Source organism: Sorangium sp. So ce394 (genome assembly GCF_051474665.1).
Lineage (GTDB): Bacteria > Myxococcota_A > Polyangia > Polyangiales > Polyangiaceae > Sorangium > Sorangium cellulosum_D.
This window is the reverse complement of record NZ_CP150339.1, coordinates 5,717,468-5,733,404: the sequence shown is the minus strand read 5'-3', so window position 1 is coordinate 5,733,404 and position 15,937 is coordinate 5,717,468. Positions and strand designations below refer to the sequence as shown.

The following is a 15,937-nucleotide window of genomic DNA, read 5'->3' as shown; positions in this document are numbered from 1 at the left end:
TACTCAGTCGCCCGTCCTAGAGGGCGGAGTTCCTGACGGGCGGAGCTAGGTGGCCGACTGCATGCTCCCCCGCGCCGCGCGGTAGTCGGTGAACATCGAGCCCAGGATGTTGGCGGCCCCTGTGGCAATTTGGACGAAGGCGGCGAGCGGTGCGCGCTTCGTGTACCCGAGCGCGAACGGCGCCGCGATCACCGAGGCGCTCCACACATAATCGAGCACCTCGTGCGCCTGGATCGGGATCAGCTTGGCCAGGCTCATCCGGTAGTCGGTGAGCAGGGACACGGAGATCACCGAGGCGCCGAGGATCGCACCGGCGACCTTTGCCTCACGTCGGTTCGAGGCGAGGCCGGCCAGGGCCACCATGAGGCCGTTCGAGTAATCGAGGGCGGAGTGGACGTCCTGGGGGATGAGGCGCCGGATGGGCAGGACGCCGAAGAGCAGCTTGGAGGGGATCGCAGCGTTCTTCTGGACCGCCGGCGCGGCGGCGCCCGGCCTGGTCACCTCCGGCGACAGCATGTCTTCGGTGCTCGGATAGATCGCGGACTGTGTCATGAGAAACCTCCCGCCCCGCGGCTTAGCAATCCGCGGACCGAAGGCCGTCAAAGCCGCGCTCGTCCGCTCGTCGAGCGCCCGCTCGTCGAGCGAGCGCGAGCGCGGTTACCGCAGGATCTCCTCGAGCAGCCGGTTCGGCTCGCCGCGGAGATCGTCGCCGAACGACGCCACGCCGAGCCCGTAGTACTGGTTCATGATCGTGAACCAGAGATCGCGGAGCTGGCGATCGCCCCCGACGGGGCCGTAGGCGACGTGCGCGTCATTCAGGAACACGCCGTCGCCGCCCAGGAGCACGATCGGAAGGTCGTAGGCGTCGTGATCGCGCATTGAATGGCCATGACCAGGAGATCGATCATGACGTTCGCGTGGTCTTCGTGCTTGTACTCGCCGGCCTCCGTGCTGTCGTCCTCGTTGAGCCCCTGCCCCGGCGGCTCGGGCACCATCCCGGGCTCGGCGATCGGCGCGCAGCCCAGGTTGGCCGGGATCGTCGACTGGACCCGGGCCACGTTCTTCTCGATCTCCCGCAGCGAATCCAGGTACAGGCCCCCTCGGAAGTCAAGCACCTCGCCGCGAGCGCCTCTCTCCAGGTCCTCCCCGGAGCACGACCCGGCGTCTCCCCTCCAGCAAGAGGAATTCCGGCGGCGCAGAGGACTCGGAGAGAATCCCAGAGAGCCTCTGTGCTCTCCGTGCCCTCTGTGCTCTCTGTGCCTGCGGGGCGTGGATCTCGGGCTTTCGCGCCCCCCGGCGCGAGAGGCCTCTCCCGGAGGGCCCGCGGCTTGCTCTCCCCAGCGCAGGTGCGCGCTTCGTGGCACCGGGAGGGGCTCATGCGGACTTCGAAGACGGGGAGAAACAGCGGTAGGTCAACAAGAGGGAGAGGCGTCGTGGGGGGGCTCGCCGGGCTTCTCGGGCTCGGTCTCTGTCTCGGCATCTCCAGCGCTTCCGCGGGCGACGCCGCACAGGCCACCTCGCTGCAGGCGCATGCGCATGCGCAAGGCCGCCTCGGGCCGCAGCGGGCCTCGATCGGCACGCAGCAGGCCGCCTCCACCTACGTCGCGAACCCCCAGAAGCGGCGCTGGATCGTCGCCGGAGCGTCCACGCTGGGCGGCTTCTGGACCGCGTCGGCCATCTACGGCGCCGCGCTCAGCCTCGAGCGGCCGCACTCCCGGCTCGTTCCCCATTGCACCAAGTGCGCTTGCTCCCTCGTCCGGCAGCGTGACAGCGCCTCGGCGAGCCCCACCACGCTGCTCATCCCCCTCGCCGGCCCCTGGATCCACCTCGGCACGGGGCGGCACTCGGCGGCAGGCGCGGTCGGCCTCTCCGTCTTGGGCGCCGGCCAGGCCGTCGGCCTCGGGATGCTGCTCGGCGGCATCGCCATGCCGCGGCAGGTGCGGGTGCCGATGAAGCGCGGCAGCGTGCTCCAGGTGGGCGCAGCGCCGGTCGTCACCCCCGACGGGCTCGGGCTCTCGATCCACGGCTCGATGTAGCCGCGGATCGAGGTCCCCGCCCGCGCCCGGATCGCGGAGCGCCCGCGGCGCGCCGGCGCGCTCATCCAGCGCGCCGGCGCGCGGGTCACGGCGCGAGGCCCAGGATCGCCCGCACGCGCAGCCGCTCCTCGGGCGTGAACGCGCGCGCGAGCAGCGCCTCCTCGGCGGCGCGGTGCGCCTCCGGATCGGCCTCGGTCGCCGCGATAGCCGCGCGCGCGCCCTCGAACGCGTCGAGGCGCCGCTGCCAGTCCGCCCGCTGCCGGTCGAGCTCCGCGAGCCGGTCCGCGGCCTCGGAGCCCACGGTCGCGACCCTGTGCGCGTAGAGCTCCTCGTCCGAGGCGCCCGCGTCGCGGAGCGCCTGCTCCTCGGCCTGCTGGACGAGCGGGCGCACCGCCGCCTCCCGCGCCTCGCGGAGGTGCTCGGGCAGCGCCGCCTCGACCTCGGCGAGCCGCGCGTCGCGCTCCTCGGGCGAGAGGGTCGCGTCCGCGAGGACGCGCGACGCCTCGATCGCCGCCTCCCCCTCGCGCTCCTCGTCGCCGAACAGCTGCGCCGCGACCTCGTCGCCGAAGTGCGCCCGCCGGATCTCGCGCAGCGCGGCGAGCCGCTCGGCCGGATCGGCCGCCTGCGCGGCGCGCTCCGCGCTGGCCGCCTCGCGGTAGCCGAGGTACCGGTCGAGCAGGGCGATCGCCTGGTCCGCCGCGGGCCCCGCCGCGCGCTCCCGGATCGCCGCCACGATGCGGGCGCGGATCGCCGCGGCCGGCGCCTCGCCGGTCGCGCTCAGGAAGTAGTCGAACAGCGCGAGGAGCTCGGGCCCGACGATCAGATCGCCGTTCGCGTCGACGAGCACCGCGCCGTCGACGTCCGTGCCGCGGAGCGACGGCGCCGCGGCCGTCCGCGGCAGCGCGGCCGCGGGGGGCGCGACCGACAGCGCCTGCCGGACGCGCGCGGGGGCCGCCGCCGTCGACAGCGCCGGCCGCGCTTCCGCCGGGAGGGAGCGCGCGGCCAGCCCGCTCGTCCGCGCGGCGGACGCGGCCGGTCGGGGCCGCTCCCGCGAGAGGAGCCGCCCGGCGCCGAGCAGCGCGGCGACCGCCATCGCCGCGACGAGGACGTTCCTTCTACGACGCTCCACGGGCCATCACCGGATCAGAGACCGAGGTTCTTCAGGCGGCTCGCGTGCGCCCGGAACACGGATTTCGGGTTCGGGCCAGACAGGTTGATAAACCCGAACAGCTGATTCACCTCGTCGAGGTGGTTCATCCCGTAATCGTCGCGGACCACCTCCCCGAAGTGGGCGCTGCACCTGCCCACCATCCCGTCGTTCGACTCCGAGTACAGCTTGGAGATGAGCCCGAGCGTCACGTCGGTCGGATCGAGGAGGCTCGTGATGATCCCGGTCCCCGACCACGAGAAGAAGCGCACGCCGTTCTCCTCGGCGGCGCCCTGCCCGCACCGGCTGGCGGGCAGCCCGGCCGGGTAAAGCGCGTTGAACTCGCGCATCCCCTCGGCCGAGAGCGACCTCACGGCGGCGATCGAGTCCTGAGGCGCCACGTGCCCGCTGAGCAGGCTGAGCACCGTGCCCAGGCTGTTGGCGAGGAACGAGAGCGCCCCCTGGGCGAAGCCGCCGTCGCGCAGGTTCTCCTGGAGATAGCTGGCGAGCTCGGCCCCCTGGTGCGGCGACCCGATCGTGGTCACCGAGGCGACGAGATCCGGCCGCACCGCGGCGACGTACCGGACGTCGAGCCCGCCATGGCTGTGCCCGATCAGGTTGACCTTCCCGCTCCCGGTGCGCGCGACGATATCCTCGACCTGGGCGAGCAGCGCCTCCCCGCGCGCCTCGGTGCTGTCGAACTGGGGCACGGAGGTGGCGTACACCTCGGCTCCGCCGGAGCGCAGCGTCGACGCGATCCCACCGAAGTAGTCGACCACACCGAACATTGCCTTGAAGCCGGCCATCCCGTGACAGAGCACGATCGGATACTGCGTCTTCGCATAGCTCTTCAGCGCCAGGGCCGCCTCGCCGACGTCGGCGCGCTCCTCGCCCGCCGCCTCATCCATCGACGCAACGCATCCTTGCGAGAGCAGCAGGACGGCAGCGCCCGCCGCACAGCGCAATGCGTCAATCCACATTCGACACCCAGCCCCTCGTTTTCTCTCGACTCTCTGCCCATTTCGAGCAGGTGTGACGGTGGTGGGTAGTACAGCGCCCGTGTTGGAGGAATGAGCTCGTCTGATCACCTGTCACCTCTGATAGAGTATTTTTTTAATTTGAATCAAGCAGAACTCACAGGCTCTCAGCGCAATAAGCACCTCGCTCATCCTGGACAATCGGCAGGCAGGTGTCCGGCCCCGCACCGGTCACGTTCGTCCAGGCGACGCGACAGGCCACGAGCCGCGCGCGTCAAACCGTCCATGTCGCGCATGTCGCGCCGATCCGCGCGGGAAGCGGACGCGCACGGGCGGGCGAGGCGGAGGGTGAATGCACCCCTCGGGCCGGCTGGCTCGCTGCGACGCGAGGCCGGCTAGGTCGACGCGGCGCCCAGGACGATGCGCGCGTTCTCCGGCACCGCGGTCAGGAACCGCTCGCGCCGCCGTGGGTCCGCGATGCGCTGGGCCCGCGCGAGCAGGCTCTCTCTGGCGTCGGCGAGGACGGCGGCCGCCTCGGCGTGCGCGCCGGACGCCGCGAGCGCCTCGGCGTACGCGAGCCGCACGAGCGACTCGCCCTCTTCCAGGGACCCGAGCGCCGCGAGCTCGCCGAACGCCGCCCGCGCCGCGCCGAGGGCCGCCGCGACCTGGCCGCCGGCGAGCAGCGCGCGCGCGCGCACCGCCATGGCCGGCGCGCGCAGCCGCGGGGCCACGCGCAGCGCCGCCTCGGCCGCGCTCGCCTCCCGCTCGGCGGTCGCGGCGTCGCCCGAGAGCAGCGCGATCTTCGCGAGGTACGTGCGCGCCACGCCCTCCATGCGCAGGTCGCCCCGCTGCTGGAACGCCTCCACCGCGCGCCCCTCGACGAGCTGCGCCTCGTCGAGCTTGCCGAGCTGCCCGAGCACGTGGCCGAGGTTGTGCAGCGCCACGGTCGCGAGCTCGCGCAGCCCCATTCGATCGGCGGCCTCCAGGGCGGCGCGCAGGGCCGCCTCGGCCGCCTCGAGCTCGCCGAGCTCGGCGTAGATGAAGCCGACGTTCGCGCGGATCACGCAGGCGTTGCGCCTGTCCCCGGCCTGCTCGAACGCGGCGAGCGCCGCCTCCAGGCCCTCGAGGCAGGCCTCGGGGTCGCCGCCGGCCGAGGCGCGGATGGCGCGGAGCTGCTGCGCCATCGCGACGAGCTCGGCGTCGGGCGGCGGGGCCGCGCGGAGGTCCTCGTCGATGCGCGCGAGCAGGGCGTCGGCCTCGGCGTAGCGGCCGCCGAACACGAGCTGCGCGCCGCACTCGCAGAAGCACGCGATCCGCGCGCGCCGCAGCGCCGGCGCGCCGGAGGGCGGCGGCGCGGGCGCGCTCGGGGGCGGCGGCGCGGCGGGATCGCGCGCCGCGGACAGGCCCTCGGCGATGGCGGCCCACCCCGCCACGCGGTCGACGGCGCCGAGCTTCCCCGCGGCGGCGGCGATCTGCGTCACGGCCCGGAACCACCCGGGGGAGCCGGCCGGGAGCAGCTCGGCCGCGGACGCGCCCAGCGCCTCGGCGGCGGCGAGATCGCCCTCCCAGACCTTGGCCTCGGCCGCGACGAGCCGCAGCGCGCCGAGGTCGTCGCCCGCGGCGCCGCACGCCTCGCCGCTCGCGGCGCGCTCGATCGCGGCGCAGAGGTCGTTCGCCTCGAGCGATTGCTCGGCCGCGCGCCGGTACCAGCGCACCGCGCGGCCGGGCTCGCCGCCCCGCCGGAAGTGCTCGGCCACGACCTGCGGATCCACGGACGCGCCCCGCTCGAGCCACGCGCCCGCCAGCCGGTGGCCGAGCGCGCGATCGTGCTCGGTCAGCATGGCGTAGGCAGCCTCGCGGACGAGCGTGTGGCGGAAGACGTGGTCGGCGGCGTCGGCGAGGCCCCCCGACCCGGAGGCCGGCGCGACGAGCTCGCGGTCGGCGAGCGCCCTGAGCCACGCCTCGACGTCGTCGAGGCGCTCCTCGCCGCCGAGCAGCGCCGCGACGCCGCGCTTCGAGAAGCGATCGCCGAAGATGCTGGCCGCCCGGAGCACGCGCTTGCCCTCGTTGCCCTCGGCGTCGAGCCGCGCCTCGACCGTGCCGAGCACCGAGTCGGGCAGGAGCTCGCCCTTGCCGCTGGCGACCGCCCGGATGAGCTCTTCGAGGTAGAACGGGTTGCCGCCGGCGCGCTCGACCAGGTGCGCCACCACGCCCTCGGGCACGGGCTCGCCGAGCGCCGCGCGCACGAGCTCCGCGCCCGCGCGGCGCGGCAGCGGTCCGAGCTTGATCGTCTGCACCTCGCGCTCGGCCCAGAGGTTCGGGAACTGCCGGTGGACGTCGGGGCGCGCGAGCGCGAGCACGAGGAGCGGCAGCTCGCGGAGGTTCCGCAGGGTCGCGTCGAGCAGGCGCACGGTGGCGGCGTCGCCCCAGTGCAGGTCCTCCAGCGCGAGGAGCACCGGGCGCGCGGCGCACTCGGCCGCGAGCCAGTCCTCCCACGCGGCCCACACGCCGTCGCTCACGCCCGCGGCGCTCTGGCGCGCGGCGCGCAGCAGCCGGGCGTGCTCGGGCGACGGCGCGCCGGCGATCTCGCCGAGGAACGCCGCCGCGCGCTCGAGCGCCGGGCCGCCGAGGTGGCGCCCGAGCCGCTGCTTCAGCTTGCGGTGGCGCGCCGCCCTCGGGTCGCGCTCGCGGAGGCCCGCGGCCCGGCAGAGGACGTCGGCGATCATGCCGAACGGCGAGCCGGGGGAGCTCGAATCGGCGCGGCCCCAGAGGATCTCGACCGGCTCGTCCTCTCGCCGCAGGGCGGCGAAGAGCTCCAGGCGGAGCCGGGACTTGCCGGCGCCGGGCGGCCCGACGACGAGCACGGCGCTCGCGAGCGACTCGGAGATGCAGCCGGAGAGCGCGCCGTGGAGCATCGAGAGCTCGCGGGCGCGGCCGACGCAGGGCGTGCGCTTCCCGAGCAGCGCGGGGGCGATCTCGTCCACGGCGCGCTCGCCGGAGAGGACGAGCGGCTCGTCCGGCGCGGGGCGCGCGACGACGAAGCGGGGCCCGAGCATGTCGGCGGTCGCGCGGTCGAGGCGCACGGCGCGCGCGCCGCCCGCGCCGCGCGCGTCGCGGAGCTCGGCGAGGCCGCGGTCGATCGCGTCGCCACCGGCGACGCCCGCGGAGAAGACGCCCCGCCCCGTGACGACGCAGAGCGGCGCGCCCGGCAGCTCGGCGCGGAGGGCGAGCGCGCACTGGGCGGCGCGCTCGGCGCGGTCGACGGCGCTGCCGGGGCCGGACATCACGACGAGGTCCACGCCCGGGGCGAGCTGGGTGAGCCTGCCGCCGTGGAGCTCGACGAGCGCGCGGATCTCGGCGCCGCGCGAGCTCGACGCGGGCGGCGAGCCGGCCTCGCCGAGGGCGCCGCGGTCGACCTCGGCGACGGCGCCGTGGTCGGCCGCGCCGAGGAAGACGAGGCTCGCGACGCGCTGCTCGTCCAGCGTGAGGGCGGCGCGCTCGCGCGGGCCGGGGCCGCGGCCCCGCGCGCTCCCCGCGCGCGTCGGCGCGCCGGGCGGCACGCTCCCCGACAGCGTCGGCGCGTCGGGCGGTGCGATCCACGCGCCGGCCATCGCGGCGATCCGGTCGATCTCCGCCGCGACCTCGGCGCCGTCGCGCGGGCGATCGCCGGGCTGCCTCGACAGCATGCGCGCGACGAGCTCGTCGAGCGGCGCGGGCGCGTCCGCGCGCGCGTCGCGGAGGCGGGGCGGATCTTCGAGGAGCATCTTGCTGAGCGCGGCCATCGGGCTCGCGGCCGCGAAGGCGGGCTGGCCGGTGAGGCACTCGAAGAGGACGCACCCGAGGGAGAACACGTCGCTGCGCGGATCGGGCGCGCTCCTGGCCTCGACCTGCTCGGGGGCCATGTACCCGGGCGTGCCGAGGACGCCGCCGGTGATGGTCACGCGCCCCGCGTCCGCGCTGGGGCGCGCGATGCCGAAGTCGACGAGCTTGACCCGCCCCGCGTCGCCGCCGGGGAGGAAGAGGTTGCTCGGCTTGATGTCGCGGTGGACGATGCCGCGCGCGTGCGCGAACGCGAGGGCGTCGGCGGCCCGGCGCACGAGCGAGAGCCCCTCGCTCGCGGGCAGGACGCGGCGGGCGAGGCGCGCGGCGAGGTCCTCGCCGTCGAGCCACTCCATGGCGAGGTAGCGGTCGCCCTCCGGGGTGCTGCCGTGCGCGACGTAGCGCACGATGCCCGGGTGGACGAGCGCGGCGAGGAGCGCGGCCTCCCGCTCGAACCGCTCGACCTGGATCGCGCTCCGCAGGCGGACGATCTTGAGGGCGACCGACGCGCCGCCGAGGCGGTCGTGCGCCTTGTAGACGGTGCCCATCCCTCCGGCGGCGGCCTCGCCCTCGAGGACGAAGCGCCCTGCGACGACCTCCGCGTGGCTCACGTCAGCGCAGGAACACGGTGACCGAGCCCGGGTGCGGCACCTCTTCGACGGCGAGCTCGCCCGAGCGGCCGCGGTCCGTGCTGCGGCAGTTCCGGAAGCTCCCGTCGCTGCTCGGCGCGTCGCACAGGCGCTCGCACGATCCGCCGACCTCGATCGCGCACGTCTCGAGCGACGGCCCGCAGACGCGGGGGATGGCCGAGATCCCTTGCGGGAGGCACGCGCGGTAGAGGGGCCGCGCCGCGAAGATGTCGCCGTAGTACGTCGCCTCCCGCACGGGGAACGCGGCGCGCTCGACCTTGTCGGCGAGGAGCTCCGCGCGATCGCCGCGGAGGGAGATCCTCACCCGCTCTCCGAGGTAGTTGACGCGGGCGAGGACGCAGCCGCTGACCCAGCTCCGGCACGCGCCGTCGCAGGATCCGCCCTCCTTTCCCCAGCGCGGCGCGAGGCCGAGCTCTCCCGGGAAGGAGTGCTCGTCGCCGTCGATGGTGAGGGCGAGGCGCTCGCCTCGCGGCAGCGCGCAGCTCGCGATGTACTTCAGCGCCGTGCGCGCGGCCGGGTCGCGGAGCGCCGCGGCCGTGAGCGGGTTTTCCGAGAGCGCCTCGGCGGTGAGCGCGTTCGACGTCAGCGCCTTCGACGTCAGCGCCTCGGCGGTGAGCGCGTTCGACGTCAGCGCGTTCGACGTCAGCGCGTTGTTCGACCCGACGGCCTGGGACGCGTCGCCGTCCTCGGCCTCGGCCGAGGGTTCCGGGTCGAGCGGGGCCGCGCAGGCGCCTGTGCAGAGCGCGGCGACGGCCAGGACGAGTGCAGCCAGCTTCGGCGAATGCTCCATGGTTAACGCCCCCTGGGATGCCCATGAGCTCTTCGCCCATGAGCTCCCGAAACGACCGGCGCCTGAACGCGGACCACGGGTGCTCGCATCGAACGCCGGTGCGTACATCTTGGTTCAAATGCACGAGCCGCGAAGAAGTCTACAAGGCCGGAGCGGCCGACGTGAGTCATCTCCGCTACAGCGACACGTGGAAAGATGTCACTGATAAACCGCGTGGCAAAGACCGACGCGCACGCAATACGCTCTTTTTTTTGTGCCGCGGAGCGATCGCTCTGTCGGGGCGAGACCACCGCTCTGTCCACGCCATCACGGACAGCGATGCTCCCACCGGGGACGGAGGCGCGATGAGCGGCGGAGGCGCCGCTGAGGCGCTGACAGCCACCCTCCTGCCGGGCGGAGCGCGGGGGCGCTCGTCGCGGGCGTCGTCGGCGCCGAGAGTCGCGCTGGCGTCGCCGGGGCGGAGGACGAGGACGTCGTGGTCTGCCGACCTGCGTGGCCGGCGTTCCCTGGGTCCGCGTCGACACGCCGGGGGCGCGGCGGCGCGGGGTCGCGGGGCGGCGGCGACGGCAGCGCTGGCTCGTCCGGGCAGGGGGCGCCCCGTCGGCGCGCGGCCGTCCGCGGCGTTCGCTCGATCGAGGGGCGCGCCGCGGGCGGGGCGCACGGCGGCGGGACGGACTGCTCGGCGCGGTGCGTCGATGCGCCCTTGACGCCGCTGCGCCTCGATCATTACATGCCGCAGACCATGAAGGGCCATGCGCGCAATCTGATGACCGAGCGCGTGATCGCTTTGGAGCAGGGCACGCCGGTCACCGACATGCTGCAGCTGTTCGCGCAGCAGAACCTGAGCGGCGCGCCGGTCATCGACGAGGGGCACCACATCGTCGGGTTCGTCAGCGAGACGGATCTCCTGGGCGCGCTCCTGCGCGAGGAGTACGAGGGCATGACGGCCGCGGACGTGATGAGCACCCCGCCGATCTGCGTGGACGAGTTCATGCCCACCGACGAGGTGATGACGCTGCTGCGCGAGAACCGGATCCACCATCTGCCGGTCGTGCGCGAGGGGCGGCTCGTCGGGATCATCACGCCCGAGGACATCCTCCGCTACCTCGTGGAGCGGGTGCTGCCGGTCCCGCCGACCTCCGCCTGAGGCGACCGGCGCCCGGAGGGCAGCCGATCGCTGTCCTCACCAGCACATCGACGTGGCCACAGGATGGCTCGCTGGGACGCGTGCCGACACATCGAGGTCTCGAGCGGCACCGGCGCGTCGAAGCCGATGGCTCCCCGGCGTCCTCGAGAATGCTGGGGCGATTTCAGAACGAATCGGGGCCGCTCCAGCAAGCGCTGGAGTTTCCTTGTGCATTACACGGGACGCCTCCTGTTTGCCGCCGAATGCGATGCGAGATCGCAGAAACTGGCATACTCGCTCTCACGCTATTCGTGCGTTGAAAAGCATCCTATCGCGTGCGCCCCGGCTTCTCTGCCGAAGACTTGCCTCCTGCGCGTCGGTCATCGAGGGTTGCCCCATGCCGAAGTCGCCGCGCAAGCGTGCGCTGAGCTCGCCCCACGATGCGCTGTTCCAGTGGACCTTCTCCCAGCGCGAGCACGCCGTCGGCCTGCTGAAGGCCGCGCTGCCGCCGCCGCTGGTCGCCGCAGTGCGATGGGGCACGCTGCGCGTCGAGAAGGGCAGCTTCGTCGACCGCGCGCTGCGCAGCCGCCGTAGCGATCTCGTGCTCTCCGCCAGGATCGGAGAGGGGCGGGTCTACTTTCACGTGATCGTCGAGCAGCAGCGCGACGTCGAGCCGCTGATGGTCTTCCGCATGGGCCTGTACATGATGCGCCTCTGGGAGCAGCTCGTCCGCGAACAGCCGGGACTGAAGAAGCTGCCGCCGGTCATGCCGGTGCTGGTCCATCACAGCGACACGGGGTGGACGGCGGCCAGGGCCTTCGAGGACATCGTCGCGATCGATGGACCGGCGCGGGCGGCGCTCCTGCCGCACACGCCGCGCTTCGAGCTGCGCCTGATCGACGTGAGCGGCGGGCGCGCCGGCGATCTGGTGGAGCAGGCGCTGACGGCGCTGGGAAAGGTGGTGCTGTGGTGCCTCTCGGTGTCCGGCGACGACGCGCGGCTCGAGCGGGAGATCGGGCGCATCGCGGCCGCGCTGGACGAGGTGCTGCAGGCGCCGAGCGGGCTCGCTGCCCTGGAGGCGCTCTTGCGCTATCTTGTGACCACGCACGCGCGCTTCAGCGTGCGGAAGATCGGTCGGCTCTTGGAAAAGGCGGCGGGCCCGCGGGCCCAGGAGGCCATCGTGACGACGCTGGACGAGATCGAGCGCAGGGGCGAACGCAGGGGGCGCGCGCAGGGGCGCGCGCAGGGGCGAGCGCAGGGGCGAGCGCAGGGGCGCGCACAGACGCTCCTGGAGCTGCTCGCGGCCCGGTTCGGCGCGGTGCCTGCCGACGTGAGCGCCCGGATCCTGGCCGCGGACGAGGCGGCGCTCGTCGCCTGGACGACGCGGGTGCTCACGGCCCCGACGCCGGAGGACGTCCTCGCCGAGGACGGCGAGCGCCCCGCAGCGGCGCGGCGCCCTGCGGCACGCAAACGCGCCCGGCGGGCCTGATCCGGGGAAACGCCGCCACGCCCGCCCGGAGGCGGCCGCCCGCTCGGCCGCACCCCCGGCCGCAGGTGAAGCGCCCGCGGAGCCGCCGGCGGACGCCCCCTACCGCCGATCGAACTGGTACCGCGCCCGCTCCGCGCCCTCGATCTCGACCACGACGCGCTTCGGGCCGAGGCGCACCACGGCGTGCGCGGCCGCGGGGCGGCCCGGCGCGTCGTCATCGAGGTTCTCGATCAAGCTCTGGAGCGTCACGTACGGGATGCCGCGGATCACGTCGAGGTGGTTCCAGTGCAGGTGGCCGTTGAAGACCGCGAGGACGCCGTGCTCCTCGAAGAGCTTCCGCATCGCGCGCCGCTCGCGCACGAGGCAGATGTGCGGGCTCCCCTCGAACCAGCGGTTGCCCCGGAGATCCTGATCGGCCGCGCTGTGGTGCATCAGCACGACCTTGGGCAGCGAGGTCCCCGCGAGGTCCTCGGCGAGCCAGGCGAGCTGCTCGGGCCCCACCGACACGTCGTGATCCTTGCGCTCGCGCGTGTGGAGGACCGTGAAGTGGTACCCGCCGCGGTCGAACGAGTAGTGGAGCCGCGTCACCTCGGGCCTCCCCCAGGCGGACAGCAGCTCGGCCTCGCTCAGGTGGATCACGTCGTGGTTGCCGGCGACGTGAAAGAGCTCGGCCCGCACGCCGCGGAGCGCCGCCATGCACTCGCCGTAACGCGCCCGATCCGCCTCGGGCCCCTCGTCCTCGATGTCGTCTCCGAGGTTCACGACGAGGTCGGGCCGCGTGACCTCGTTCATCCGCTCCACGAAGGCGCGCGTCAGCGCGGGCGCCTCGCCCGTGAGCTTGCGCAGCTTGCCCCCGAACGACGCCTGCGGGCCGAAGTGCAGGTCCGAGACGAGCGCGACGACGAGCTCCATCCGCGCCCCGCCGCTCAGCTCGACGCCGCGCCGGGATCCGGCGTCCCCTTGGAGCCGCCCAGGCACGCGGGCGAGCGGAAGCCCGCGCTGCCCTGCCGCTCCCACTCGTCCGGCGTCATCGCGCGGATCGTCAGGGCGTGCAGCCCGGCGCCGAACTCCTCGCGCACGACCTCGTTGACGCGCCGGTGGCGCTCGAGGGGGCTCAGGCCCCGGAACGCCTCGCTCACCACGAGCACCTTGAAGTGCGTCTCCGAGCCCGCCGGCACGCTGTGCATGCGGCTCTCGTTCTCCACCTCGAGGTGTACGGGCTCGAGCGCGCGGGCGAGCTTGCTCTGGATCGACTCCTGCCTCGTCGCTGTCGTCATGGCCGCGCGAAGCTTAGCCTCGGCCGCGCCGCCGGTCACCCGATGAGCGCCGCCGCGGAGGGGCGCCCGCCCGCCGGGACCCTGGCCGGAGGGCCCTCCGCGGGCCGCGAGATGGCCGCCATGGACGAAGGGATTGCCCGGCGCCACGCCAACGGATAAACCGCGCGGCATGGCATCTCCGATGGTTGCGCGGCTCGCGCTCGTCCTCGTCGCCGGGCTCGCCGGCGCTTCCGGCTGCAGCGACGATGAGACGTCGACCGCCCCCGGCCCGACCGGAGTGCCAGAGCTCGAGATCGTGAGCCCGAAGGACGGCGCCTGCGTCGCGATCGGGGAGCCCTCGGACGCCTCGTCCGACGATGTGCCGACGGTTCCGATCAGCGTCACGGTCTCCGAGCTCCTCCTCCGCCCTCCCGGCACCTGCTTGACGTACCGGCAGTGCGGGCACCTCGTGCTCAGCGTCGGCGGCGAGAGGAACAACGCCGCGGCCGGCCGCGTGATCGACGTGCGCCTCGGCGCGCTCGATCCCGAGGAACGCTACGGTGAGCTCGAGATCACCGTCGCCGCCGTGAGCGACGCGGGCGAGCCGATCCTCGGCGGCGAGAGCAAGCAGGAGCCGCTCACCCGGAGCCTGTCGCTGACCGTCGCTCCATCGTGTGAAGACGGCAGCGGCGGCGCGGGCGGTGACGGCGGCGGCGGCTCGGGCGGTGACGGCGGCGCGGGCGGCGGCGGTGGCTCGCGCGGTGACGGCGGCGCGAGCGGCGATGGTGGCGGCGGCTCGGGCGGTGACGGCGGCGCGAGCGGCGACGGTGGCGGTGGTTCGAGCGGCGATGGTGGTGGCGGCGGCTCGGGCGGTGACGGCGGCTCGGGCGGCGGCTGAGGCGACCTCTCGCGAGCGCGGGAGAACCCGACGCGCTGGCGGGAGAGCCCGACGTGCCCATCGCCGGAGCGCGGAGACGCACGGCCGCTGCCGCCTCTCCTGGGCGCCGTGGCGCTTGGCCCCTTCTCCTCCGGGCGCCCTAGCCCGCTCGCTGTTGCCCCGCGCCGGTCCAGCCCGGCCGATCGATCATTTCGCCTCTGGATCGGCGCGCGGCAGGCCGCGCTCGTCGAACAGGAGCGCGATGTCGACGTGGAACTGAGCTCTGCGGGAGGAAGGCGGGGCCCGGTGTGAGCTCGGCGGCGGGGTGGAATGGCTGCCGTGGGCCTCACCTTCCAGCGCACCCGGCGCGAGCGCCTCTCGCTGCGCTGGTGCCGCGCCCACCTGCCCCGCCGTGATCTCCGGCTGCGGGTACCCCGCTCCGCGCTGCGAGGCCGGCACCGGCGTCTCCTGCCGAAGAGGCGCCCCGGCGAGCTGCGCCTCCCGCCGCGAGCTCGGCACCGCCGGCTGCGACAAGGGCGCCGCCGGCCACGAGCTCGGCGCGGCCGGACGCGAGCTCGGCGCTAGCGGCTCGCGCCGGGACGACGCCCCGGCCGGCCGCGAGCTCGGCGCGGCCGGCCGCGAGCTCGGCGCAGCCTGCCGTGAGCTCGGCGCGGCCGGGCGCGAGCTCGGCGCCAACGGCTCGCGCCGGGACGACGCCCCGGCCGCCTGCCACGAGCCAGGCACCGCCGGCTGCGACAGCGGCGCCGGCGTGTCCCGCCGCGGCACCGCGACCCCCGGCTGCCCCTCGCGCCGCAGGTAGGCGGCGGCCGGCCGCGACAGCGGCGCCGGCGTGTCCCGCCGCGGATGCGCGGCGGCCGGCAGCGTCGCTCCCCGCGCGTACGTCGCGGCCAGCTGCGAGCCCGCCACCGGCGTATCCCGGCGCGCGTACCCGCCCGCCGGCTGCGAGCCCGGCATCGGCGTGTCCCGCCGCGCGTACGCGCCCGCCCTGCCCGCGGGCGGCACCGACGCGTCCCGGCGCGCAACCACCACGCCGGTCGGCGCCGGCGGCGACGAGGGCAGCGCGCGCGACGTCAACGCCATCACGCCCAGGCGCTCCGCGCGCGGCGCCGCCGGATCGAGCGGGCGGTGCGACGCCTCCCCCTGGCCTCCGGCCGCCAAGCGCTCCGGCCGCTGCGAGGCCACGGCGGCCGCCACGCGCTCGCGGAACGCGAGATCCTGCGCGCCCGCGCTCCGCGGCCCGGAGCGCGGCAGCGGCGTCGCCTCGGCGTCGCGCCGCGACGACGCATCCGTCATCGCCCCGAGGGTCCAGCGCTCCGAGCGCGGCCCCGCGCCGTCGTCCGCGGGCGTCAGCGAGTAGCGCCCCGGCGTGTGCTGCCACGAGCGCTGCTTGCGGCTCTCGCGCGCCGCCGTGCCGAGCATCGCCCCGAGCTCGTCGTCCGTCAGCGTCTCGTCGACGCGCACGAGCGTGCTCACCACCTCGCGCGCGATCTCCTCGAACCCGTCGGGAGCCAGCGCGTAGGTCGACGACGTGACCACGATGGCCACCGGCCGGCGCTCCTCCGCCAGCGCCGCGGCCATCGATACGGGGCACGCCTTGACGACGATCCCCACATCCATCGCTGCCGCCTGGCAGCGCTCTAGCAGCGCCTGATCGCCGCCGATGAGGAGGGCCGTCGGGATCTGGGCGCGAAGCGTGGCGTCGGAAATTCGCGGCATCGGTCCAAGGATCCTAACCTCCTCGACCCAAAC

At 74.6% G+C, this 15,937-nt stretch carries 14 protein-coding genes; 4 read left to right on the top strand and 10 right to left on the bottom strand.

Annotated elements, in window-relative coordinates:
• Positions 1-45: 45 nt before the first annotated feature.
• The 3 genes from WMF33_RS21010 to WMF33_RS21000 all read right to left on the bottom strand — a co-directional run bounded on the left by WMF33_RS21010 (position 46) and on the right by WMF33_RS21000 (position 1,115).
• Positions 46-552, bottom strand: coding sequence for a hypothetical protein (locus tag WMF33_RS21010; RefSeq protein ID WP_061628507.1), 507 nt, complete (start codon positions 550-552; stop codon positions 46-48).
• A gap of 105 nt (positions 553-657) precedes the next feature.
• Positions 658-846 (bottom strand): hypothetical protein, encoded by a 189-nt coding sequence (locus WMF33_RS21005; protein ID WP_437338814.1) that lies wholly within the window; start codon positions 844-846, stop codon positions 658-660.
• Positions 816-1,115, bottom strand: a complete 300-nt coding sequence (locus WMF33_RS21000; RefSeq protein ID WP_437338813.1) for a DUF1552 domain-containing protein — start codon at positions 1,113-1,115, stop codon at positions 816-818. The genes WMF33_RS21005 and WMF33_RS21000 overlap by 31 nt, the downstream gene beginning before the upstream one ends.
• A gap of 318 nt (positions 1,116-1,433) precedes the next feature.
• Here WMF33_RS21000 and WMF33_RS20995 point away from each other — a divergent pair, with 318 nt between their 5' ends.
• Positions 1,434-2,036, top strand: coding sequence for a hypothetical protein (locus WMF33_RS20995; protein ID WP_437338812.1), 603 nt, complete (start codon positions 1,434-1,436; stop codon positions 2,034-2,036).
• Positions 2,037-2,121: 85 nt separating this feature from the next.
• Here WMF33_RS20995 and WMF33_RS20990 read toward each other — a convergent pair whose 3' ends face one another.
• From WMF33_RS20990 to WMF33_RS20975, 4 genes are all read right to left on the bottom strand, one after another.
• Entirely contained in the window at positions 2,122-3,165 is a 1,044-nt protein-coding gene (locus WMF33_RS20990; protein ID WP_437338811.1) for a lipase secretion chaperone, read from the bottom strand.
• A gap of 14 nt (positions 3,166-3,179) precedes the next feature.
• On the bottom strand, positions 3,180-4,091 hold the full coding sequence (locus WMF33_RS20985) for an esterase/lipase family protein (RefSeq protein WP_437338810.1): 912 nt from the start codon (positions 4,089-4,091) through the stop codon (positions 3,180-3,182).
• A gap of 464 nt (positions 4,092-4,555) precedes the next feature.
• Positions 4,556-8,590, bottom strand: a complete 4,035-nt coding sequence (locus tag WMF33_RS20980) for a serine/threonine-protein kinase (protein ID WP_437338809.1) — start codon at positions 8,588-8,590, stop codon at positions 4,556-4,558.
• 1 nt (position 8,591) lies between these two features.
• On the bottom strand, positions 8,592-9,419 hold the full coding sequence (locus WMF33_RS20975; protein WP_437338808.1) for a hypothetical protein: 828 nt from the start codon (positions 9,417-9,419) through the stop codon (positions 8,592-8,594).
• Between the two features lie 475 nt (positions 9,420-9,894).
• On the opposite strand from WMF33_RS20975, the gene WMF33_RS20970 reads away from it, so the two are divergent.
• Together WMF33_RS20970 and WMF33_RS20965 are read left to right on the top strand one after the other, a co-directional pair.
• Positions 9,895-10,566, top strand: a complete 672-nt coding sequence (locus WMF33_RS20970) for a CBS domain-containing protein (RefSeq protein ID WP_437338807.1) — start codon at positions 9,895-9,897, stop codon at positions 10,564-10,566.
• 376 nt (positions 10,567-10,942) lie between these two features.
• Positions 10,943-12,034: an Rpn family recombination-promoting nuclease/putative transposase gene (locus tag WMF33_RS20965; protein WP_437338806.1), complete on the top strand. Its 1,092-nt coding sequence runs from the start codon at positions 10,943-10,945 to the stop codon at positions 12,032-12,034.
• Between the two features lie 99 nt (positions 12,035-12,133).
• On the opposite strand, the gene WMF33_RS20960 is transcribed toward WMF33_RS20965, so the two are convergent.
• Both WMF33_RS20960 and WMF33_RS20955 read right to left on the bottom strand, forming a co-directional pair.
• Positions 12,134-12,946, bottom strand: a complete 813-nt coding sequence (locus tag WMF33_RS20960) for a metallophosphoesterase family protein (protein WP_437338805.1) — start codon at positions 12,944-12,946, stop codon at positions 12,134-12,136.
• A 14-nt stretch (positions 12,947-12,960) separates the two neighbouring features.
• Positions 12,961-13,311 (bottom strand): BolA family protein, encoded by a 351-nt coding sequence (locus tag WMF33_RS20955; protein ID WP_044988516.1) that lies wholly within the window; start codon positions 13,309-13,311, stop codon positions 12,961-12,963.
• A 169-nt stretch (positions 13,312-13,480) separates the two neighbouring features.
• Between WMF33_RS20955 and WMF33_RS20950 the strand changes: the two genes are divergently transcribed.
• The gene (locus WMF33_RS20950) at positions 13,481-14,188 is read left to right on the top strand and encodes a hypothetical protein (RefSeq protein ID WP_437338804.1); all 708 of its coding nucleotides are present in this window, start codon (positions 13,481-13,483) and stop codon (positions 14,186-14,188) included.
• Positions 14,189-14,374: 186 nt separating this feature from the next.
• On the opposite strand, the gene WMF33_RS20945 is transcribed toward WMF33_RS20950, so the two are convergent.
• On the bottom strand, positions 14,375-15,904 hold the full coding sequence (locus tag WMF33_RS20945; protein WP_437338803.1) for a hypothetical protein: 1,530 nt from the start codon (positions 15,902-15,904) through the stop codon (positions 14,375-14,377).
• Positions 15,905-15,937 lie beyond the last annotated feature (33 nt).